Source organism: Qipengyuania citrea, from assembly GCF_024171405.1.
GTDB classification, from domain to species: Bacteria; Pseudomonadota; Alphaproteobacteria; order Sphingomonadales; family Sphingomonadaceae; genus Qipengyuania; species Qipengyuania profunda.
In genome coordinates, this window is the sequence record NZ_JALJZT010000002.1 from 265,418 (window position 1) to 287,116 (window position 21,699).

The window sequence follows — 21,699 nt, forward strand, 5'->3', positions numbered from 1 at the left end:
CGGTGGAAATTCTCGTCATCGTCTTCCTGCCGCTGATCGCGGCGATTGTCGCCGGCCTGACCAACAAGGCCGCGCCGAGCGTGTTCGCCAAGTCGATCACCACCGGCGCGCTGTTCATCAGCGCGGCGCTCAGCTGGCCGATCTTCCTCGGCTTCGTCAATGGCACTGCCGAACCCACCGTGGTGCCGGTGCTGACCTGGGTCCAGTCGGGCACGCTCGCCTTCGACTGGGCACTGCGCGTCGATACGCTCACCGCGATCATGCTGGTCGTGATCAACACTGTCTCGGCGCTCGTCCACCTCTATAGCTGGGGCTATATGGACGAAGACCCGGACCAGCCGCGGTTCTTCGCCTATCTCTCGCTGTTCACCTTCGCCATGCTGATGCTGGTGACCGCCGACAATCTCGTCCAGATGTTCTTCGGATGGGAAGGGGTGGGGCTGGCGTCCTACCTGCTGATCGGCTTCTGGTTCAAAAAGCCCAGCGCCAATGCTGCCGCGATCAAGGCCTTCGTGGTCAACCGCGTGGGCGACCTCGGCTTCATGCTCGGCATCTTCGGCACCTATCTGGTGTTCGACACCGTCTCGATCAGCGAGATCCTCGCCGCCGCACCGGGCATGAGCGGGGCAACGATCGGGTTCCTCGGTTACAGCGTGCAGACGATGGATGTCCTGTGCATCCTGCTGTTCATCGGCGCGATGGGCAAATCGGCGCAACTCGGCCTGCACACCTGGCTGCCCGATGCAATGGAAGGCCCGACCCCGGTGTCCGCGCTGATTCATGCCGCCACCATGGTGACCGCGGGTGTGTTCATGGTCTGCCGCCTGAGCCCCATGTTCGAGACCGCACCGGTTGCGCTGGCCATGGTGACCTTCGTCGGCGCCGCCACCTGTATCTTTGCCGCCACCGTCGGCACGGTGCAGTGGGACATCAAGCGCGTGATCGCCTATTCGACCTGTTCGCAGCTCGGCTACATGTTCTTTGCCGCAGGCGTCGGTGCCTATGGCGGTGCGATGTTCCACCTGTTCACGCATGCCTTCTTCAAGGCGCTGCTGTTCCTGGGTGCGGGCTCGGTCATCCATGCGATGCACCACGAACAGGACATGCGCTATTACGGCCAGCTGCGGAAACACATCCCGCTGACTTTCTGGGCGATGATGATGGGGACGCTGGCGATCACCGGCGTGGGCATCTACCACCTCGGCGCGGGCTTTGCCGGCTTTTGGTCGAAGGATGCGATCCTCGAAGTGGCCTATGGCCGCGGGACCGAGCTGGGCAATTTCGCCTTCTGGATGGGCACTTTCGCCGCGCTGCTCACCAGCTTCTACAGCTGGCGGCTGATGTTCCTCACCTTCTGGGGCAAGCCGCGCTGGATCGAGAGCGAGCATATCCGCCACAGCGTCCACAAGACTCCGGCGGAAGCGGGCGAGGACACCACCGGCGGCTATCATCCGCATGAAAGCCCGCTGACGATGCTGATCCCGCTCGGCGTGCTGTCGATCGGGGCAGTGCTGGCAGGACAGCTGTTCGCGCCGACATTCCTCGACGATGCCGCATTCTGGGGCAGCTCGATCTTCTACAACGAGCCGCTGATCCACGCGATGCACGGCGTGCCCTATCTGGTGAAGTACGCCGCATTCATCGTGATGGTGATCGGCCTGTTCGTCGCCTGGCTGGCCTATATCAAGGACACCAGCATTCCGGGCAAAACGGCCGAGCAACTCGGTCCGATCTACCGCTTCCTCTACAACAAGTGGTATTTCGACGAGCTCTATCACTACCTCTTCGTGGTGCCGGCCTTCTGGCTTGGCCGCCAGTTCTGGAAGCTTGGCGATGTCGGCACGATCGACCGCTTCGGCCCCAATGGCATCGCCTGGGTGGTCGAGAAGGGCGCGGTGGGTGCCCGCCGGTTCCAGACCGGATACCTCTATAGCTATGCGCTGGTGATGCTCCTCGGGCTCGTCGCCGCGATCACCTGGGTGCTGTTCTGATGGAATTTCCCATCCTTTCGCTGATGCTCGCCGTGCCGCTAGCCGGCGCAATTGCCTGCCTGTTCCTCGGCGCGCACACTGCGCGCATGGTCGCACTGGTGGCCACGCTGATCGATCTTGCGCTCGGCGTGCTGCTGTGGCTCAATTACGATATCGGCGGCGCGCAATGGCAGTTCACTGAGCGCGCGGAGATCTTCGCGGGCTTCAGCTATGCGCTGGGGATCGACGGGATCGCGCTGATGCTGATCATGCTCAGCGTGTTCCTGATGCCGATCTGCATCCTCGCCAGCTGGGCTTCGATCAGCAAGCGCGTCGGCGAATACATGAGCGCCTTCCTGTTCATGGAAGTGCTGATGATCGGCGTGTTTGCCGCGCAGGACATGTTCCTTTTCTACATCTTCTTCGAAGCCGGCCTGATCCCGATGTATCTGATCATCGGCGTATGGGGCGGCGATAACCGTATCTATGCGTCGTATAAGTTCTTCCTCTACACGCTGCTCGGCTCGGTGCTGATGCTGATCGCGATGATGTGGATGGTGAACGAAGCGGGCACGACCGACATCCCGACGCTGCTGAACTACGATTTTGCCCCGCAGGCGCAGACCTGGCTTTGGCTGGCCTTCTTCGCCAGCTTCGCGGTCAAGATGCCGATGTGGCCGGTGCATACCTGGCTGCCCGATGCCCACGTGCAGGCCCCGACCGCCGGGTCGGTCATTCTAGCCGGCGTGCTGCTCAAGCTGGGCGGCTACGGTTTCATCCGCTTCAGCCTGCCGATGTTCCCCGAAGCGAGCGCGCAGTTCACCTGGTTCGTCTTCGTGCTGTCGATGATCGCGGTGATATACACCTCGCTCGTAGCGCTGGTGCAGAGCGACATGAAGAAGCTCATCGCCTATTCCTCGGTCGCGCATATGGCGATCGTGACCGCGGGCATCTTCGCGTTCAACGCGCAGGGCATCGAAGGCGCGGTGATGGTCATGCTGGGCCACGGGCTGGTCTCGGGCGCGCTGTTCCTGTGCGTCGGCGTCATCTACGACCGGCTGCACACGCGCGAGATCGCGCGCTATGGCGGCCTCGCCATCAACATGCCGCGCTATGCGCTGTTCTTCCTGCTGTTCACGATGGCCTCGATCGGCCTGCCGGGCACCAGCAACTTCGTCGGCGAATTTCTTGCGCTGGCGGGCCTCTACAAGGTCTCGACGCTGGTCACGCTGGTCTGCACCACCGGGATCATCCTCGGTGCCGCCTACATGCTGTATCTCTACCGCCGCGTCGTCTTCGGGCTTCAGGTCAATGAAGATGCCGCGCGCATGCCCGACCTCAACGCCCGCGAATGGGCCATGCTCGCGCCGATCGCAGCCGCCGTGCTGTGGATGGGCGTCTACCCGGAAAGCTTCCTAGCCCCCATGCGTCAGGATATTGCCGCTCTCGAGGCGCGCGTGGCGCGCGCCGCACCCGATTTCGACGCCGATAACGTCGTCGGTACGCCGCGCGGGCGCAATGCGAACTATGTCGCGGCGACCCATGGCGAAAGCCATGGTGAGGAGGGAGCGCACTGATGTCCTACGCCACCTCGCTTTATCTCACCGGCGCCGAAGTCGGACTGTCGCTCACCGGGCTGGTCATGCTGCTGGTGGCCGCCTGGACCGGAACCCGGTCTGCGCGCATGCTCACGATCGTCACGGTTGCCGCGCTCATCGGTGCGGCACTCTTCAGCATGAGCCTGTTCGATCGCGCCACCGGTGAAGTCGCCGGCCGCGCCTTCGGCGATCTCTACCGCGCGGATGCCTTCGGCAGTTTCGCCAAGATCCTGATCTATCTCGCCTCGGCTGCGGTGCTGGTGGTTACCCCGCGCTTCTTCGCGCAGACGGGCAGCTACCGCGCCGAATACCCCGTGCTGATGATCTTCAACGCGGTCGGGATGGGCATGATGGTGTCCGCCACCGATCTGATGACGCTCTATATCGGTCTCGAGATGTCGAGCCTGTCGAGCTACGTGCTGGCCAGCTTCCTGCGTCAGGACGGCCGGTCGAGCGAAGCGGGCCTCAAGTATTTCGTGCTCGGCGCGCTGGCTTCGGGGATCATCCTTTACGGCGTGAGCCTCGTCTACGGCTTTACCGGTTCGACCAATTACGACGGTATCCGCGCCGCCTTCGAAACCGATTTCTCGACCGGCGCGCTGTTCGGCGTGGTCTTCGTGCTCGCGGGGCTCGCCTTCAAGGTCAGCGCCGTGCCGTTCCACATGTGGACGCCCGACGTCTATGAAGGCGCGCCCACGCCGGTCACCGCGTTCTTCGCCACGGCCCCCAAGGTCGCGGCGATGGGCATGCTGGTGCGCATCGCGATGGACCCGTTTGCGGGCGAGGTCGACAGCTGGCGCCAGATCGTGATCTGCGCCGCGCTCGCCTCGGTCGTGGTCGGCGCGCTTGGCGCGATCGGGCAGCAGAACCTGAAGCGCCTGCTCGCCTATTCCTCGATCAACAATGTCGGCTTCATCCTGATCGGCCTGGCCGCTGCCACCCCTGCGGGTGTGGCGAGCGTGCTGACCTATCTCGCGATCTATGTCGCGATGACCGTCGGCAGCTTCACCGCGCTGCTGATGCTGCGCGATCCCGAAGGGCAGAACCTCGAGACCTTCGCGGACATCGCCGGCCTGTCGACCATGCGCCCGGGATTGGCCTGGTCGCTGCTCGTGATGATGTTCAGCCTTGCCGGCATCCCGCCGCTGTTCGGTTTCTGGGGCAAGTTCGTGGTCTTCCAGGCCGCGGTGCAGGCCGATCTGGTCGCGCTGGCCGCGATCGGGATCGCTGCCAGCGTGATCGGGGCGTTCTACTACCTCAAGTTCATCAAGGTGATGTTCTTCGACGAGCCCACGCGCGCGGTCGAAAGCAAGAGCCCGCTGAGCCATTGGGTGGTGCTGGGACTGTGCGTGGCGATCCTCTCGCCGCTCGGCTATCTGCTGACCATCCCGCTGGGTGAATGGACCGCCCAGGCCGCTGCCTCGTTCATCGCGGCTGCGTGATCCGTTTCGTCGCCGAAACCGGCTCGACCAATTCGGACCTCGCTGCGCAACTGCGCGCCGGCGAGGCTGTGCCCGAGGGCCACTGGCTGGTCGCCGACCGGCAGTTCGCCGGGCGCGGGCGGCAGGCGCGTAACTGGTTCGACAGCACCGGCAATTTCATGGGATCGACGCTGGTGCGCATTTCATCGCGCGATCCGAGCCCGGCCACGCTTGCGCTCGTCGCAGCCGTGGCGGCCTACGAGGCGGTGGCCGCGCTGCTGGCGGAGCCTGCGAAGCTGCGGCTCAAATGGCCCAACGACCTGATGCTCGATGGCGCCAAATTGTCGGGCATCCTGCTCGAGCGCGAAGGCGATGCAATCATCGTCGGCATGGGCGTGAACCTGGCGGCGGCTCCCGATCTGCCCGATCGCAAGACCGCTTCGCTGGCCGATTACGGACCCGCTCCCGATCGCGATATGTTTGCCCATTCGCTGGCAGCCGCTTTCGCGCGCGAGCTCGACCGGTGGCGGACCTATGGCCTCGAACCGCTTGCGCGGCGCTGGGAAAGCGTCGCCCATCCGCTCGGTACGCCGCTGGTGGTGCAGCCTCCGGGCGAGGAGCGGATCGGAGGCGCGTTCGGCGGGCTTACACCCGACGGGGCCCTCTCACTGCGCTTGGCGGATGGTTCGACCCGTGTCATCCATGCAGGTGACGTTATGCTCCAGAACGAGGAAAGTTGAGCCATGCTGCTCGCCGCCGATGTCGGAAACACCAATGTGGTCTTCGCCCTGATCGATGGACGCGAGATCAAGGCCCGCTGGCGGATCGCCTCGGACCCGCGCCGGACCGGCGATGAATACGCGGTCTGGCTGCTGCAACTGGCCGAGTTCCAGGGGTTCAGCAGCGGCGATATCGACCAGGTTATCATCGGTTCGGTCGTGCCGCGCGCGGTTCACAACCTCACCGTCCTGTCCGAAAAGTACCTCGGCATCACGCCGCTGATCGCGGGGCAGGGCGCGGCCGACTGGGGATTCGAGCTCGACATCGAACAGCCCAGTTCGCTCGGCGCCGACCGCGCGCTCAACACGATCGCCGCGCACCGGAAGTATGACGGCGACCTGATCGTCATCGATTTCGGCACCGCCACCACGTTCGACGCGGTGGATTTTACCGGCGCCTACAAGGGCGGGATCATCGCGCCCGGGATCAATCTGTCGCTCGACGCGCTGGTCGGAAACACCGCCAAGCTGCCGCGCATTGCGATCGAGAAACCGGCCATCGACAGCGTCATCGGGCGCAATACCGAAGACCAAATGCTGATCGGCGTGTTCTGGGGCTATGTCGGGCTTATCGAAGGCCTGATTGCCCGGATGAAGAAGGAAATCGGGCGGCCCGTCAAAGTGGTCGCCACCGGCGGACTGGCGATCCTGTTCGACGAACATACCGAGCTGTTCGATGCGGTCGATTCCGACCTGACCCTCGACGGACTCGCCATACTTGCGGAGCGTGCAGCGTGAAGAAGGATTTCACTCCCGAAGACGAACTGCTGTTCCTCGCGCTTGGCGGCTCGGGCGAAATCGGCATGAACGTCAACCTCTACGGTTGCCAGGGCCGGTGGCTGATGGTCGATCTGGGCATGACCTTTTCGGGGGACCAGTATCCGGGGGTCGACCTGGTCTTCGCCGATCTGGAATTCATCGAAGAACGCAGCAAGCAACTCGACGCGATCGTGCTGACCCATGCGCATGAGGATCATATCGGCGCCGTGCCTTACTTCGCGGCCGATCTGGGCGTGCCGATCTATGCCACGCCGTTCACTGCCGACCTTGTCCGCCGCAAACTGTCCGAAGCGGGACTGGTCGACGAGGTCGAACTGCATGTAATCCCGGACGACCACGGCAGCTTCGAAGTCGGCCCGTTCGAAATCACCTATCTTCCGCTTGCGCATTCGATCGCCGAGGGAAATGCGCTGCTGATCGACACGCCGCACGGGCGCATTTTCCACACCGGCGACTGGAAGCTCGACGAAGACCCGATCATCGGCGAGCCGACGACCGAGGCAGAGCTGACCGAGATCGGCGACGAGGGCGTGCTCGCGCTGGTCTGCGACAGCACCAATGTTTTCAATCCCGCGCCCAGCGGATCCGAAGGCGCGGTCCACAAGGGGCTGCTCGAAGAAGTCCAGCGGCATGCGGGCAAGCGCGTGCTGGTGACGACCTTCGCCAGCAATGTCGCGCGGTTGCAGACGCTGGGCGATGTCGCACGCGAAACCGGGCGTCAGGTGTGCGTTGCAGGGCGTTCGCTCGACCGCATCATCGAGGTGGCGCAGGACAATGGCTATCTCGAGGATTTCCCCGAGACCGTCGATTTCGATACCGCCATGGGACTGCCGCGGGGCGAGATACTCATCCTCGCCACCGGCGGGCAGGGGGAACCCCGCGCCGCGCTGGCGCGGGTGGCGGACGAGAACCACCCGATCGAACTGGTCAGCGGCGATGTCGTGCTGTTTTCGAGCCGGCAGATCCCGGGCAATGAACTGTCCATCGGGATCGTGCAGAACAAGCTCGCGGCGCGCGGCATCACCATGGTCACCGACCGGCAGAGCATGATCCACGTCTCGGGCCATCCCGGGCGTCCCGAACTCGAAGCGCTTTATGGCTGGCTGCGGCCCGAAATCCTCGTCCCCGTCCATGGCGAGATGCGCCACATGCAGGAACAGGGCCGCGTCGGGGAGGCCAGCGGCATCCCCGAACGGGTCGTGCAGCAGAATGGCGACCTTGTCCGCCTCGCGCCCGGCGCACCGGGCAAGATTGCCGAGGTCAAGGCGGGGCGGCTCGTCCTCGACGGCGACATCATCGTGCCTGCCAATGGCGAGGCGATTGCCATGCGCCGCCGGATCATGCGCGAAGGCGTGGTGATCGTGGCGCTCGACGGCGATCTCAACCCCCGTATCGACAGTCTCGGACTGCCGCTCGACGAGGATTACGAGAGCTTCGTCGCCGAGGCGGTCAGCGATATCCGCACGGCCATCGGCAAGCTGCGCGGCGCCGATCGGCGCAATGAGGGCAGCGTGCACGAAGCGGCGCGTCTGGCTGCACGGCGCGCGGCGCAGCGCTGGTCGGGCAAGCGCCCGCAGGTTCGCGTGATCGTGCCCAATTTGTAGGAGACCGGTCGATGCAATGGACCAGCATAGTCGCGATCTATTTCCTGTTCTTCGTCTTCAGCGCCTTCGTGCTGCTGCCCTTCGGCGTGCGCACACATGACGAGGCGGGGGTGGCGAAGATCCCCGGCCAGGCCGACAGCGCTCCGGTCGAATTTCGCGGGTGGCGGCTCCTGGGACGCGCAGCGATCTTAGCGGCCGTGGTCACTGCCGCCTATGTGCTCAACTACATCAATGGCTGGATCACAATCGACGACCTTGCCGTCTGGGGGCCATCCTTCGAGTGATTACTGCCGCAGGCGTTCGAGCGCCTGTGCGAGCACCACGTAGAGCTTGCCCATATCGCTGCTGAGCAGCGTAACGCTGACCGCATTGCCGTCGCGGGTCGACAGCATGGTCCGCAACATAGCCTCGAAATCGTGGATGTAGCGGCTGACATGCTCGCGGAAATCGTGGTCGGCGTCGTAGAGTTCGGCGATTTCGCGCGCTTCGGTATTGTCAAGCAGCCGCACCGCGCGCCGGGTGAAGATACCCCGGTCGCCGCGCAGATAGCTGGCCCAGGCGGTATCGGTGACCTCGGTCGACAGCACCTTGGCGATGTCGATGGCGTTCGAATTGAGGCTTTCGGTGATCAGCGCGACCCGGCGGGAGAAATCGTTGTCGACGTCCTCGGTCGCGCGCTCGCGCGCATGCGAGATGCGGTTTTCCAGATTGCCGGTCAGCTCGTTGACCTTGGCCAGCTGGTCGCGCAGCTGGCGCATGACTTCGCGGCCAGCCTCGGCCGAGCGTTCGGTAGCCAGATCGAGCGAGCTGATCGCTTCCACGGTGTGCTCGCGTAGCGCCTCGTCGATGGCCTGGGCGCTTTGTTCGCCCACCTTGCTGGCGATATGCGCGATCCGTTCGGCCTGTTCGGTCTCGATTGCGGCGAGGGCCTCGCGCGCACTTGTTTCCAGCGCACCGATCGCGACGCGCAATTCGCCCTGTGCGCGGGCCGAGATGGCAGCGCTTTCCTCGCCCAGTTCGGCGAGACTTCTGCGCAGGCGCTCGATCCCTTCGACCTGCGAGGCGGAAGTGTCGCCGAACCGCGTATTAAAGTCGTCGACCCCGGCCATCGCCTCGCGGCTGCGCAGGTCGGCGGTGTCCATGCTCGCGGTGAGCGCTTCGCCCGCCGATTTGGCCTGGTCGAGCAGGTTCTTGACCTCTTCGGCCCGGCGTTCGATTTCGGCAAGGCGCGCCTCGCTCGCTTCCATCGCCACGGGCAAATCGTCACGGCTGTGCTTGGCGCTCGCCTGGATAAGCTCGAGCAGGCGGACGCTGGCATCGGTCAGGTCGGAGACCGCGCCATCGGTGTCGTCGAGCGCACCGCGGCTTTCGTCGAGCTTGGCGGTGAGCGCCGCGATGCCGGCGGTAAGCTCCACGCGCGCCTCGCGCCCCTGTGCCGATATGGCCTGGAACATCGGGCCGAGCGCGGCGATCCGTTCGCCCAGCTCGTCACCTTCGGCGGCCATCAGCGCGAGCTGTTCGGCCTGCGCCGCGCGGCGTTCTGCGATCGCTTCGTCGAGCACAGCAAGACGCTCGGTCAGCTGCGCATGCGCGGCTTCCTCCGCCTGTGACAATTCGGACTGCCGGCGGCCGGTCTCTTCGGCGAACAGGCGATTGCGCTCGATCAGGCGGGCATCGACCGTCTCGGCCTGCCCGAACAGATCGGTCAGCCGCGAATTGGCGGCGTCCAGCGCGGCATCGTCGATCCGTGTGACTTCGCCGATCGCTTCGCGCAGCCGTTCCTGCATCTCCTCGATCTGGTTGCGCCACGCGGTCAGGGCATGCGCTTCGCCGTCGCGGATCGCGGTGGCGGCTTCGGCGGTTTCCCGGCGCATGGTGTCGAGACGGTCGCGCAGGCTGTCCATCGCCGCGTCGCGTTCTCTCGCGGTGACGGCATCGGCCTCGGCCATCTCGTCGCGCAGTGTTTCGAAGCGCGCACGGATCGAGGCCAGCGCGGCGACCTCGCGACTGTCGAGTTCGCCGCGGAAGCTTTCGCTATTGTCGCGCAGTTCGGCAAAGCGCTGCGCGGTGATCGTGCCGAGTTGGTCGGCCTGCGCGGAAAAGGCCTCGAGCGCTTCGTCGATCCGCTTGCGCAGCGATCCGACCTGGCGTTCGCTCGCCGAACCGAATTCGTTGAGCCGTTCGAAGCCCTGGACCAGTTCATCGAGCTGGCTCTGCGCTTCGCGCCCGGCGCCGCCGATCTGGTTCGAAACATCCTTGGCGGAATTGGCGATAACCGGCAGGTTGTCGCGCAGTTTATCCATGTTTTCCAGCGCAGTAACGCTGACACGGGCGATCGCGTCGACCTGTTCGCCATTCTCGCCGACCAGCGCCTGCAGGCGTTCGGCATGTTCGGACAAACGCTCGGTCGCGGTGCGTCCGAGATAGTCGAGTTCCTTGGTCTGGGTCGCGAGGAATTCGCGCGCCAGGCTCAACTCGCGGTTGACGGTGACGAGGCGCGTTTCGAGTTCGGCGGATTGCGCCGACAGCGTCTGCGCGACATCGGAAAAACGCCGCGCCTCGCGGGTGGAATTGCGCAAGGCAAGCAGCCAGAGCGAGACGATAAGCAGCACCGGGACTGCCCACTGCGTAACGAGGCCGGTCCAGGCGGCCGGGGCAGGGGCGGCGATAATTTCGGCCTGATGGGCCCAGCCAAAGAAACCGGTCCAGCCAAGGATCGCGAGAATGGCAAGCGCCGGGACCACCCATGCAAAACTGCGCACCGGTTCGGGCTCCGCATACCATTCTTCTTCGAAGACCTCTTCAGTCTCGTTCGAAATTGGTTGGGCAACCCCCTCGGAACCTTCGGTTTCCGTGGCGGTGTCATCGGTCGTCTGGTCGACGGCCTGGATCAGCGAGCGCTTTCTCATCGCATGAAATCTACCACCAAAGGTGTTGGCCATAAACCAAAATTAACCACAACGGCGCGCGTCTGTGGCCATTGCGTATCACCTCGGACCTTTCCATGCGGCATCGGCGAGGCGTTCGCGCGGGGAGGGGCCGGTTCGGGCGGCCCGACCTGATCCATACATGCAGCGTCATTCGCGCCTGAGGGAAACCGGCATGAGCGACTTGGCGAGGAGGGGCTGTCGCCCCTAGAAGCAGGTTCGTTCCACCAGTCGCAACGGGAGTTTAGCGTGCGCGTCGCCCTGTTGTCCGTGCTCGATAGCCAAGCCGATCCGCGCCGGGTTCCGGCCCCGTTCCGGATGCTCGCCGGCGCGCGCCTCGTCGACCGGCAGCTCGACATCGCGCTGGCGGCGGGATGCGAGACCATCGCCTGCCTCGCCAATACGGTGGGGCGCGAGGTCATCGACCTTCAGCACCGCGCCGAAGCGGCGGGTGCGCGTTTCATCGCCATCCGCGAACCGCGCAAGCTTTCGGGTATCGTCACGGCAAACGATGAGCTGCTGGTGCTCGCACCCGGCGTCCTCCCCGATGAGGACGCGGTGATGCGGCATCTGGCCAAACCGTGCGTGCTGGTCTTCCCTGCGGATCCGGCGGTCCAGCGCGGCTATGAGCGTATCGACCTGCATTTCGCCTGGGCGGGTGCGTTGGTGGTGCGCGGCACTGCGGTCGAGCAGCTCGCGCAGCTGCCGGGCGATGTCGACACGCCCTCCGCGCTGCTGCGGATCGCGCTGCAATCGGGCGTCCGTACGCACCCGCTTGAAACGCGCCTGCTCGACGAGCTCAGCTGGCTGCGCGATCCGACGCCCGAGGAACTCGCCACGCGCGAGCGGAACTGGGTCGCGGGCCATGCCGATGTCGCTCCGTTCTCCGCACCGGGGCTCGCGATTGCCGAGCGCATGGGCGCCCGGCTTGCGCAAGACACAATGGGCGGAACGCTGCCGCGCGCGTTGGCGCTGGGGTCGGCGGTCGCGGCGCTGGTCGCGCTGACGCTGGCGATGACCGGATGGGCGGTGCCGGGCTTCGGTTTCGCCGCGCTCGCCGCATTGCTGTTCGCGATGGAAGGGGTGGTCCGCCGCGTGGCCAGTGCGGGGCAATTGCGCCCGCGCGTGCCGGTGCTGGTGCAGGCGCTGACCGTCCTGCTCGATCCGCTGTACCTGATCCTGATCGCCCGCGCGTCCGCGGAAGACACCGGATGGCTGCGGCTGTTCGTCCCCGCCGTTTTGTTCGGCCTGCTGCACCTAGGCGAGCGGCTGAGCATGAGGCGCTGGCGGCGCAGCTATGCCGATCGGGTCATCCTGACGCTGATCCTGCTCCCCGCGGTCGTTGTGGGAATTACGCTGCCGGTAGTGGCGGTGCTGGCGCTGGCGGTTCTGGTGACGCTTTTTCTCACTCTGGAACCGCGGGACTAACCGGCGCTTAACCATGTCGATGATATCCGCGATCCATGTCGATGCCTGACACTGTATCCCCCGAACCCGCCGCCGGGCAGGAGAGCCTACGCGAGGCGCTTGCGCGCGGGAATACCACGCTTGCGCGGATCGGGCCGATCCTCTCGCATTTGCTCGCTACACCGGACCATTCGCTGTTCAGCGACGAGCTGGTCGCGCGCATTCGCGGCATGTGTCACCACCTCGCCTGGCAGGTGCTGCGTGCGCAGGCCGAAGCGGGCGGGCAGAGTGGACGTGAGGCGTTTGCCGATCGCCATGGCGAAGCCCTGGCGGAACATTTCTTCGGCAGTCCGGCATTGCTTGCCCATTGCCATGCGCTGGCGCTCGAATGGCAGCTGACCGAAAGGCTCGAGAGCCAATATGGCCTCGACCCGGTGCTGTCGCCGCTGGTGCAGGAACTGATCGCTGCCGAGGACAGCAGCCTCGCCAGCACCGCCATGGCTGCACTCACCGCGCAGGCGCGCTTTGCCCAGACCCAGCGCCGCATGGAATTGCCGCTCAGCGAATTGCCCGGCGACCTGTTCCACGACCTGCTGATGGGCTGGCGTGCGTTTAGCGGCCAGTTGCGGTCCGATGCCATGATCCGCGCCGAGACCAAGCTGCGCAATGTCTTCGACGAGGGCGCGGGCCGCATTTCGCTGCTGTCGCGCGTGGTCGTCGGCATGGGCGGCTCCGCCTTGCAGGCGCTCGATATCGACCGCGCGGGTGCGGCGCTGTTCCTGTCCGCGCTGGCGGCGCGGTCGGGCCAGACCCGCGTTGCGGCGGTGCTGTCGACCAACCACCAGCAGACCGCACGCCTCGCGCTGGGCCTGCGGAGCACGGGGCTCGAAAGCGCCGAGGTCGAAAGGCAGGTCCTGCGCCTCGATCCGCAAGCGGTTCCGCCGCGTGAGATCTCAGCGCTCCCGCCCGAGGATGCCCGCCGGCTGCTTGCCGAATCCGGTTTGGGGGGAGCGGCCTGACCATGACAACTGTCGGAACCCGCTATATCGCTCATGCGAAGACTGATGCCGAAGCCAGGCTAGTCGAAGCCGATGACCTGCTGGCCGAGCTTCAGCAGGCCTGCGGCGGTTCGATCGGGACGCGTATCGCGATCCCCGAACTGCTCGCGCTGGTCGAAAAAGCGCAAACCTATGGCCTGCGCTTGGCGCGGCAGTTCGAAGCGGTGGACGGCGAACACCGGATTACCGCCTGGGTCGAAATCGCACCGCAGACGAATGACGAGGGCGAGGCCGAGGGCTGCGCGATCGATGTCGTCAACTGGCATACCGAGGCATTGCCGCCGGAGAACGACATCGAGGCGGCGCGGCGGCGCATGGAGATAAACCGGCACCTGGCCGACTGCACTGCGCGGCTCGATTCGCAGCAGCGGTTGCTCTCGGTCGATACCGAGGCGGCCGATCTGGCCGAATTTGCGCAGAAGGCGCTGGCCCATGTCGGCAAGCCCTGGACCGATTTTGTTATCCTGCCGGGCAATACGCACCAGCAGCCGCTGCATTGGCGCCTGCTCGACGGGACGACATGCGAGATCGAGGGGTCGGCGCGCCGCTGGACGGCACATCTCGAACCGCTTGGCCAACCGCAACCCGGCAGCGCGGGCTTTGTGCTCTACCTGACCGCCGAACGACCCTTGTCCAGTGCGGGCGATGAGGACGAGTCCGGCGACCGCGAGGGGCCGTCTTTCGGACGCGACCTCACCCCCGTCCTGCGTCAGCCGATCAACCGGATCATCGCCAATGCGGAGACGATCCGCACCAAGCTCGCCGGGCCGCTGGCGGATGAATACAGTTCCTACGCCGCAGATATCGCCACCGCAGCGCAGCATTTGCTCGCGCTGATCGACGACCTTTCCGATCTCGAGGTGGTCGAATCGGAGGATTTCGCGACCGCGCCCGACCGGATTGAGCTAGCGGATGTCGCGCGCCGTGCCTGCGGGATACTAGGCGTGAGGGCACGCGAGAAGGGGATTGTGTTGGTCGCACCGCCCGAAGGCGAAAGCCAACTAGCAATCGCCGAATTTCGCCGGGTGTTGCAGATCCTGCTCAACCTGGTGGGCAATGCGATCCGCTATTCGCCCGCTGACAGCCAGGTATGGATTCGCCTCGACCGGATCGGCAACCGGGCGCTGATTACCGTCGCCGATCAGGGCCACGGGCTGGGCGAAGACCAGCAGGAACGCGTTTTCGAGAAGTTCGAGCGTCTTGGCCGCAGCGGCGACGGGGGGTCGGGTCTCGGCCTCTATATCTCGCGTCGGATCGCGCGCGCGATGGATGGCGATCTGACCGTCGAAAGCGCGCCGGGGCAGGGCGCACGGTTTACTCTGTCGGTGCCCGCAGCGGAAGATCTACGCGAAAAACCGCGCTGATCAGCGCCGCCGCGCGGCTTTCCAGAACAGCAGAAGCCCGATGAGGAAGGTGATGGTGCCGTAAAGCGCCCAGCGCTGCTCGGCGAGCATGAAGCTCTCCGCCGGCCACATCACCAAGCCCAGCCCTTGGAACGCCCACAGGCCTCCGGAGAGCATCAAAGCCACTCCGAAGACCTGAAGGACGAAGCGCATATCAGCGCTGGCTGATGGAGACGTAGTCGCGTTCGGTCGGGCCGGTGTAAAGCTGGCGCGGACGGCCGATGACCTGTGCGGGGTCGGAGATCATTTCGTTCCACTGCGCGACCCAGCCGACGGTGCGGGCAAGCGCGAACAGCGCGGTGAACATCGTCGTCGGGAAACCGATCGCGTTGAGGATGATGCCCGAATAGAAGTCGACGTTCGGGAAAAGCTTCTTTTCCTTGAAGTAGTCGTCGTTGAGCGCGAGTTCCTCGAGCTTGAGCGCGGTCTCGAACACCGGGTCCTTGACGTTGAGCGCCTCGAACACTTCGCGCAGCGTCTGCTGCATCACGGTCGCCCGCGGGTCGTAGTTCTTGTACACGCGGTGGCCGAAACCCATCAGACGGAACGGGTCGTTCTTGTCCTTGGCGCGCTCGATGTAGTGCGGGATGCGATCGGGCGTGCCGATTTCCTGCAGCATGTTGAGCGCGGCTTCGTTGGCGCCACCATGCGCCGGACCCCACAGGCAGGCGATTCCGGCCGCGATGCAGGCGAACGGATTGGCGCCCGACGAACCGGCAAGGCGCACGGTCGAGGTCGAGGCGTTCTGTTCGTGGTCGGCATGGAGGATGAAAATGCGATCCATCGCGCGCTCGATGGCGGGGTGGATTTCATATTCCTCGGCCGGGACGCCGAAGGTCATGCGCAGGAAATTGCCCGTGTAGCTCAGCGAGTTGTCGGGCTGCATCATCGGCTGACCGACCGAATATTTATACGCCATGGCGGCAATGGTCGGCATCTTGGCGATCAGCCGGTGGCTGGCGATCTTGCGCTGCTCGGGGTCCGAGATGTCGGTGCTGTCGTGATAGAAGGCCGACAGCGCGCCGACCACGCCGCACATGATTGCCATGGGGTGCGCATCGCGGCGGAAACCCTGGTAGAACTGGCGCAGCTGGTCGTGCAGCATGGTGTGCCGCGTGATCGTGTAGGTGAAGTCGTCGAGTTCGCTCTGCTGAGGCAATTCGCCATTGAGCAGCAGGTAGGAGACTTCCATGAAGGAGGAATTTTCCGCCAGCTGGCCGATCGGATAGCCGCGGTGCAGCAGGATGCCTTCTTCACCGTCGATATAGGTCAGCGCGCTTTCGCAGCTGGCGGTCGACTTGTAGCCCGGGTCGTAAGTGAACTTGCCGGTGGTGCCGTACAGCTTGCGGATATCGACCACATCGGGGCCGACGCTGCCCTGCAGCACGGGGAATTCCTGGGTCTGACCGCCCAGATCGAGGGTTGCCTGCTTGTCGGCCACGCGTGTCTCCTCACTCGTTCTCTTCGGTGCCTGCGGGCGAGGCGGCCTGCGCATCGATACGCAAGAGCGACTCTTCCTTGCCCAACAGGACCAGCACATCGAAAATGCCGGGTGACGTTGTCGTCCCCGTCAGCGCTGCGCGCATGGGTTGCGCGAGCTTGCCGAGACCCAGTTCGAGTTGCTCGGCATAGGCCTTCGTAGTGGCTTCCAGCGCCTCGATTGTCCAGTCATTTTGCACATGCAGCATTTTGGACAATCCGGCGAGGCGCGCGCGCGCTTCATCGTCCAGCAAGCCCGCCGCTTTCTCGGTCATATCGAGCGGATGCTTGGCGAACAGAAATGCAGCCCCATCAACAAGTTCGTTGACGGACTTTGCGCGCGTTTTGAGCACCGGCATCGCCTCGGCAAGCAGCGCTTCATCGGCCTGTTCGCCAATCCGCTCCGCCACGATTTTGGCGAGCCGGGCATCGTCCGCTTCGCGGATGTAATGGCCGTTGAGGTTCTGCAGCTTCTTGATGTCGAACCGCGCGGGCCCCTTGCCGACGCCGCCGAGATCGAACAGCTCGATCGCTTCCTCGCGCGTGATCTCCTCGCGGTCGCCATGGCCCCAACCGAGACGGAGGAGATAGTTGAACAGCGCTTCGGGAAGGACGCCTTCGTCATCGCGATAGGCGGCAACCCCGACGGCGCCGTGGCGCTTGGACATCTTCGCGCCGTCCGGTCCGTGGATGAGTGGGACATGCGCATAGACCGGATCGGGCCAATTGCCTTCGACCTGGTCCATCGCGCGGACCACCGGCAGCTGGCGAAAGGCGTTGTTGAGATGATCGTCGCCGCGGATCACATGCGTCACGCCCATGTCGTGATCGTCGACCACCACCGCGAGCATGTAGGTGGGGGTCCCGTCGGCGCGCAGCAGGACATAGTCGTCGATCTCGGCATTCTTCACCGTGACCTTGCCCTGGACCTGGTCGTGGATCGTGGTTTCGCCCTCGGTCGGAACCTTGAGGCGGATCACATAGGGCGCGGCCTCGGGCGCTTCGCTTGCGTCGCGATCGCGCCACCGGCGGTCGTAGCGCATCGGCTGCTTGTTGGCCCGCTGCTCGGCGCGCATTGCCTCGAGTTCTTCGGGCGTGGCGAAGCATTTGTAGGCGTGTCCCGCGTCGAGCAGCTTGTGCGCGACCTCGGCGTGGCGTTCGGCGCGGTCGGACTGGAAGATCGGCGGTTCGTCGAAATCGAGGCCGAGCCAGTCGAGCCCCTCGATGATCTTGTCGATCGCATCCTGCGTGCTGCGCTTGCGATCGGTATCCTCGATCCGCAGCAAGGTGCGACCGCCATGGTGCCGCGCATAGAGCCAGTTGAACAGCGCCGTACGTGCGCCGCCGATATGGAGATATCCGGTGGGCGAGGGAGCGAAGCGGGTGACGACCGGAGGGGTCTCGCTGCCACTATCGCTTGCCATTGTCACTCGCTTCCTTTCAAACACTTGCATGGCGACGCAGGGGACGCCTTCGGTACCGATGGGGGAGGCGGACGAAGAGGCCCGCCCCGCAGTGCCGCGCCCTTGGCGCATGCGCGGTCTCTTGTCCAGTTTCGCCGGGCGATCCGAAGCATTTCTGGAAGGCGCGCAATTCGACCGTGGGCCGTGGCTGGCGGTCGCGTTCGCCGCGGGCATCGGGCTGTGGTTCTATCTCGGCGCGCCATGGCAATGGCTGGCGGTAATCGGCGGCACGGCGGGCGCTGCAACCGCAGCCTTCGCGCGGTGGCGCGGCAGGGACGAACGCGCCTATTTGCTGGCTGCAAGCCTGTCGGTCCTGATCGCGCTGGCGCTCGGCATGTCGCTGGTATGGGCGCGCTCGGCGATGGTGGGGGCGGAGCCGCTCGCCTATCCGCGGTTCGAGCGGATCGACGGGCGTATCCTCGAGCGCGAGGAGCAACCGGCGGAGGACCGCGTCCGGCTTATCCTTGCCGCGCGCAATGCGGAGACGGGGCGGGCGGTCGCCTATCGCGTGAACCTGCCTCTGGCGAAGGACCAGCCCGGCTTGCGCGAGGGCGCGCGGGTGCGGCTGTCGGCGCGGCTGATGCCGCCGTCCCCGCCAATCATCCCCGGAGCGTATAATTTCGCGCGGCGTGCCTGGTTCGACGGGCTGTCGGCTACGGGATCGGTCGTGGGCGAGGTCGAACTGGTCACGCCGCCGCCGCAGTCGCGCCTGACCGTGGCTTCGATCCAGCGGCGGCTGTCGGCGCATGTGCGCAGCCGGCTCGACGGCACGCCGGGCGCGATTGCCGCGACGCTGGCCAGCGGCGATCGCGGCGCCATTCCCGAACGCGACGAAGAGGCCATGCGCGATGCGGGGCTGACCCATTTGCTGTCGATCAGCGGGCTGCATGTCAGCGCGATCATCGCGGCGAGCTATATCGTGGTCCTGAAGCTGCTGGCGCTATGGCCGTGGCTGGCCTTGCGGGTGCGGCTGCCGCTGGTCGCTGCGGGTGCAGCGGCGCTGGCGGGGATCGCCTATACGCTGCTGACGGGCGCGCAGGTGCCGACCGTGCGCAGCTGTATCGGCGCGCTGCTGGTGCTGGTTGCGCTGGCTTTGGGGCGTGAACCGCTTTCGCTGCGGATGGTCGCGATTGCCGCAGGCGTCGTGCTGGCGCTGTGGCCGGAATCGCTGGTCGGGCCGAGTTTCCAGATGAGCTTTGCGGCGGTCATCGCGATCGTCTCGCTGCATAATGTCCAGGCGGTGCGCGATTTTCTGGCGCCACGCCAGGAGAACGGGCTGCTCCGGTTCCTGCGGCGAACTTCGATCCTGTTCCTGACCGGACTGGTCATCGAGCTCGCGCTGATGCCGATTGTGCTGTTCCACTTCCACCGTGCGGGCGTTTACGGCGCTGCCGCCAATCTGGTTGCTATTCCCTTGGTCACCTTCATCTCGATGCCGCTGGTGGCACTGGCGTTGGCGCTCGACGTCGTCGGCGCGGGCGCGCCCGTGTGGTGGCTGGTCGGGCAGTCGCTCGACCTGTTGCTGGGTATTGCGCATCTGTTTGCCGAGCAGCCGGGGTCGGTAAAGCTGGCCCCGCGGATCGGGATGGGCGCCATCACGCTGTATCTGGTTGGTGCGCTGTGGCTGGCGCTATGGCAGGGCCGGGCGCGTCTGTGGGGGCTTGGGCCGGTCGTGGTCGCTGCGGTGTTCATGCTGCAGGCGCCGGTGCCCGATATCCTGATCACGCGCGACGGGCGCGATATCGGCGTTGCGAACGAGGCCGAACGGCTGCTGGTGCTACGCGATAGCGAGGGTGGATATGCGCAGGAGAACCTGCTCGAACTCGCCGGCACCGATCGGCAACCGCTGGCTATCGCGGAGTGGCCGCGCAGCCGGTGCAGCGCCGAATTCTGTTCGCTGACCGTCACGCGCGAGGGCCGTGCCTGGTCGCTCCTGATCGCGCGTAGCCGGGACCTGGTGGAGGAGCGCGCGCTGGCCGCAGCCTGCCGGAACGCCGACATCGTCATCGCCGATCGCTTCCTGCCCCGCAGTTGCCGCCCGCGATGGCTCAAGGCCGACCGGCGTTTCCTCGAGCGAGAGGGCGGGGTCGCGCTCTATCTGGGCGCACGGCGTATCGACACCGTGGCGCAGGACCAGGGAGAGCATGGCTGGTGGCGCGCGCCGGAGGACAGACGCGCGCCTCGGAATTAGTGATACCGGCGCAGCAGACCGGCCAGCTTGCCTTGCACCTGGACACGGTGCGAATCGTAAACCTGTGGCTCGTAAGAGCCGTTGGCGGGGTCGAGGATGACGCGCCCGGCGTCCTTGCGCAGATATTTGAGCGTCGCTTCCTCATTGTCGACCAGCGCGACCACGATTTCGCCATCGCGGGCGCTGTCGGTGCGCTTCACCAAGGCAAAGTCGCCATCGAAAATGCCCGCTTCGATCATCGAATCGCCCGACACCTCGAGTGCGTAATGTTCACCCGGGCCGAGCAGCGCGGCGGGGACCGGCATGCTCGACTGGCCTTCGATCGCTTCGATCGGCGCGCCTGCGGCAATACGGCCGTGCAGCGGCACATCGATAATGTCATTGGCGGGTGCGGGCGCGACCGGCTTGGGCGTGATCGCCGATACCACGGAGTCGTTCGCAGGGGCGGGCTGTGCCGCGCCCATCACTGCGTTCTCGGGCAGCTTGACCACTTCGAGCGCGCGTGCGCGGTTGGGCAGGCGGCGGATGAAGCCGCGCTCTTCAAGCGCCGAGATCAGGCGATGCACGCCCGACTTGCTCTTGAGGTCGAGCGCTTCCTTCATCTCCTCGAAACTCGGCGAAATGCCGGTCTCTTCCAGGCGCTGCTGGATAAAGCGGATCAATTCGTGCTGCTTGGCGGTCAGCATGGTGCGAACTCCCGTATCGCCTGTTCACAAAGCTGTGAACGAATACGGAACAATTAAGCAACCTGATTCGCCAAGTCAAGCAATCCCGCCATTTTCGAGTGATTTACGCAGGAACACCTGTTCCCGCTTTGCCCCAAAGGTGCTGCGTCAGCGCCCGAGCAAGGCGCGGGTCGCCGCGGTCACATCCGCCTGACGCATCAGGCTTTCACCGACAAGGAAGGTGCGGACGCCCGAACGCGCGAGCCGCACACAATCACCGTGCGTCGTGATGCCGCTTTCGCCGACCAGCAGCGCGCCTTCGGGTGCGAGCGGGGCCAGCATCTCGGTGGTAGCGAGGTCAGTGGTGAAGCTGCGCAGATCGCGGTTGTTCACGCCGATAAGGCGCGATTTAAGGCGTGCGGCGCGCTCCATCTCGGCGCGGTCATGCACTTCGACCAGCACGTCCATTCCGAGGTCCAAGGCGGCCGCTTCGATCTCGGCCATGACGCCGTTTTCGAGCGCCGCGACAATGATCAGGATCGCATCGGCCCCGATCGCCCGTGCTTCGGCAACCTGCCACGGATCAACCATGAAATCCTTGCGCAGTGCGGGCAGATCGCAGGCCGCACGTGCGGCGACGAGGTAATCTTCATGACCTTGGAAATAGGGCGCATCGGTGAGCACCGAAAGGCAGGCAGCTCCGCCCGCAGCATAGGCGCGGGCATGCTCTGCGGGTTGGAAATCTTCGCGAATCAAACCCTTTGAGGGAGAAGCTTTCTTGATTTCCGCAATCAGGCCGAAGCCGTCCTGCTGTGCCCGAGCGAGGGCAGACTGGAACCCACGGGGCGCCGACTGCTCCTTCGCGCGCGCTTCGAGATCGGCGAGCGTGTGATCGCGCTTGCGCGCGGCCACCTCGTCGCGCTTGGTCGCGCAGATTTCTTCCAGCTTGTTCAT

General features: G+C 65.2%; 17 protein-coding genes. 11 read left to right on the forward strand and 6 right to left on the reverse strand.

All coding sequences use genetic code 11. The annotated features are described in order from the left end of the window. Positions 1-2 precede the first annotated feature (2 nt). The 7 genes from nuoL to J2S32_RS02195 are packed head-to-tail and all read left to right on the forward strand — an operon-like array spanning position 3 to position 8,436. Positions 3-1,991 (forward strand): NADH-quinone oxidoreductase subunit L, encoded by a 1,989-nt coding sequence (nuoL, locus tag J2S32_RS02165; RefSeq protein WP_253515518.1) that lies wholly within the window; start codon positions 3-5, stop codon positions 1,989-1,991. After that, the gene (locus J2S32_RS02170) at positions 1,991-3,547 is read left to right on the forward strand and encodes an NADH-quinone oxidoreductase subunit M (protein ID WP_253515519.1); all 1,557 of its coding nucleotides are present in this window, start codon (positions 1,991-1,993) and stop codon (positions 3,545-3,547) included. The genes nuoL and J2S32_RS02170 overlap by 1 nt, the downstream gene beginning before the upstream one ends. Continuing rightward, on the forward strand, positions 3,547-5,010 hold the full coding sequence (nuoN, locus tag J2S32_RS02175; RefSeq protein ID WP_253515521.1) for an NADH-quinone oxidoreductase subunit NuoN: 1,464 nt from the start codon (positions 3,547-3,549) through the stop codon (positions 5,008-5,010). The genes J2S32_RS02170 and nuoN overlap by 1 nt, the downstream gene beginning before the upstream one ends. After that, positions 5,007-5,729, forward strand: a complete 723-nt coding sequence (locus J2S32_RS02180; protein WP_253522878.1) for a biotin--[acetyl-CoA-carboxylase] ligase — start codon at positions 5,007-5,009, stop codon at positions 5,727-5,729. The genes nuoN and J2S32_RS02180 overlap by 4 nt, the downstream gene beginning before the upstream one ends. 3 nt (positions 5,730-5,732) lie before the next feature. Continuing rightward, positions 5,733-6,506, forward strand: a complete 774-nt coding sequence (locus tag J2S32_RS02185; RefSeq protein WP_253515523.1) for a type III pantothenate kinase — start codon at positions 5,733-5,735, stop codon at positions 6,504-6,506. Beyond that, positions 6,503-8,152, forward strand: coding sequence for a ribonuclease J (locus tag J2S32_RS02190; RefSeq protein ID WP_253515525.1), 1,650 nt, complete (start codon positions 6,503-6,505; stop codon positions 8,150-8,152). Before J2S32_RS02185 ends, J2S32_RS02190 begins: the two co-directional genes overlap by 4 nt. Positions 8,153-8,163: 11 nt before the next feature. After that, positions 8,164-8,436, forward strand: coding sequence for a DUF1467 family protein (locus J2S32_RS02195; protein WP_253515527.1), 273 nt, complete (start codon positions 8,164-8,166; stop codon positions 8,434-8,436). Here the strand turns inward: J2S32_RS02195 and J2S32_RS02200 are convergent, their stop codons facing one another. Beyond that, positions 8,437-11,061 (reverse strand): ATPase, encoded by a 2,625-nt coding sequence (locus J2S32_RS02200; protein ID WP_253515528.1) that lies wholly within the window; start codon positions 11,059-11,061, stop codon positions 8,437-8,439. It lies immediately after the preceding gene. A 267-nt stretch (positions 11,062-11,328) separates the two neighbouring features. Between J2S32_RS02200 and J2S32_RS02205 the strand changes: the two genes are divergently transcribed. The 3 genes from J2S32_RS02205 to J2S32_RS02215 are packed head-to-tail and all read left to right on the forward strand — an operon-like array spanning position 11,329 to position 14,908. After that, positions 11,329-12,507, forward strand: a complete 1,179-nt coding sequence (locus tag J2S32_RS02205) for a hypothetical protein (RefSeq protein ID WP_253515529.1) — start codon at positions 11,329-11,331, stop codon at positions 12,505-12,507. Positions 12,508-12,542: 35 nt separating this feature from the next. Continuing rightward, positions 12,543-13,505: a hypothetical protein gene (locus J2S32_RS02210; RefSeq protein WP_253515530.1), complete on the forward strand. Its 963-nt coding sequence runs from the start codon at positions 12,543-12,545 to the stop codon at positions 13,503-13,505. 2 nt (positions 13,506-13,507) lie between these two features. Then, a complete protein-coding gene (locus tag J2S32_RS02215) occupies positions 13,508-14,908 on the forward strand; it encodes a sensor histidine kinase (RefSeq protein WP_253515531.1) in 1,401 nt (466 codons plus the stop codon). Here J2S32_RS02215 and J2S32_RS02220 read toward each other — a convergent pair whose 3' ends face one another. Genes J2S32_RS02220 through gltX form a run of 3 tightly spaced genes read right to left on the reverse strand, consistent with a single transcriptional unit; the run spans position 14,909 to position 17,850 of the window. Next, a complete protein-coding gene (locus tag J2S32_RS02220) occupies positions 14,909-15,064 on the reverse strand; it encodes a hypothetical protein (RefSeq protein ID WP_253515532.1) in 156 nt (51 codons plus the stop codon). A 37-nt stretch (positions 15,065-15,101) separates the two neighbouring features. Then, positions 15,102-16,388 (reverse strand): citrate synthase, encoded by a 1,287-nt coding sequence (locus J2S32_RS02225; protein ID WP_253515533.1) that lies wholly within the window; start codon positions 16,386-16,388, stop codon positions 15,102-15,104. A 10-nt stretch (positions 16,389-16,398) separates the two neighbouring features. Continuing rightward, entirely contained in the window at positions 16,399-17,850 is a 1,452-nt protein-coding gene (gltX, locus tag J2S32_RS02230; RefSeq protein ID WP_253515534.1) for a glutamate--tRNA ligase, read from the reverse strand. 28 nt (positions 17,851-17,878) lie between these two features. On the opposite strand from gltX, the gene J2S32_RS02235 reads away from it, so the two are divergent. Beyond that, positions 17,879-20,080 (forward strand): ComEC/Rec2 family competence protein, encoded by a 2,202-nt coding sequence (locus J2S32_RS02235; RefSeq protein WP_253515536.1) that lies wholly within the window; start codon positions 17,879-17,881, stop codon positions 20,078-20,080. On the opposite strand, the gene lexA is transcribed toward J2S32_RS02235, so the two are convergent. Then, the gene (gene lexA, locus J2S32_RS02240) at positions 20,077-20,766 is read right to left on the reverse strand and encodes a transcriptional repressor LexA (RefSeq protein WP_253515538.1); all 690 of its coding nucleotides are present in this window, start codon (positions 20,764-20,766) and stop codon (positions 20,077-20,079) included. The genes J2S32_RS02235 and lexA overlap by 4 nt on opposite strands. Before the next feature lie 147 nt (positions 20,767-20,913). Continuing rightward, positions 20,914-21,699, reverse strand: a complete 786-nt coding sequence (gene trpC / locus J2S32_RS02245; RefSeq protein ID WP_253515539.1) for an indole-3-glycerol phosphate synthase TrpC — start codon at positions 21,697-21,699, stop codon at positions 20,914-20,916.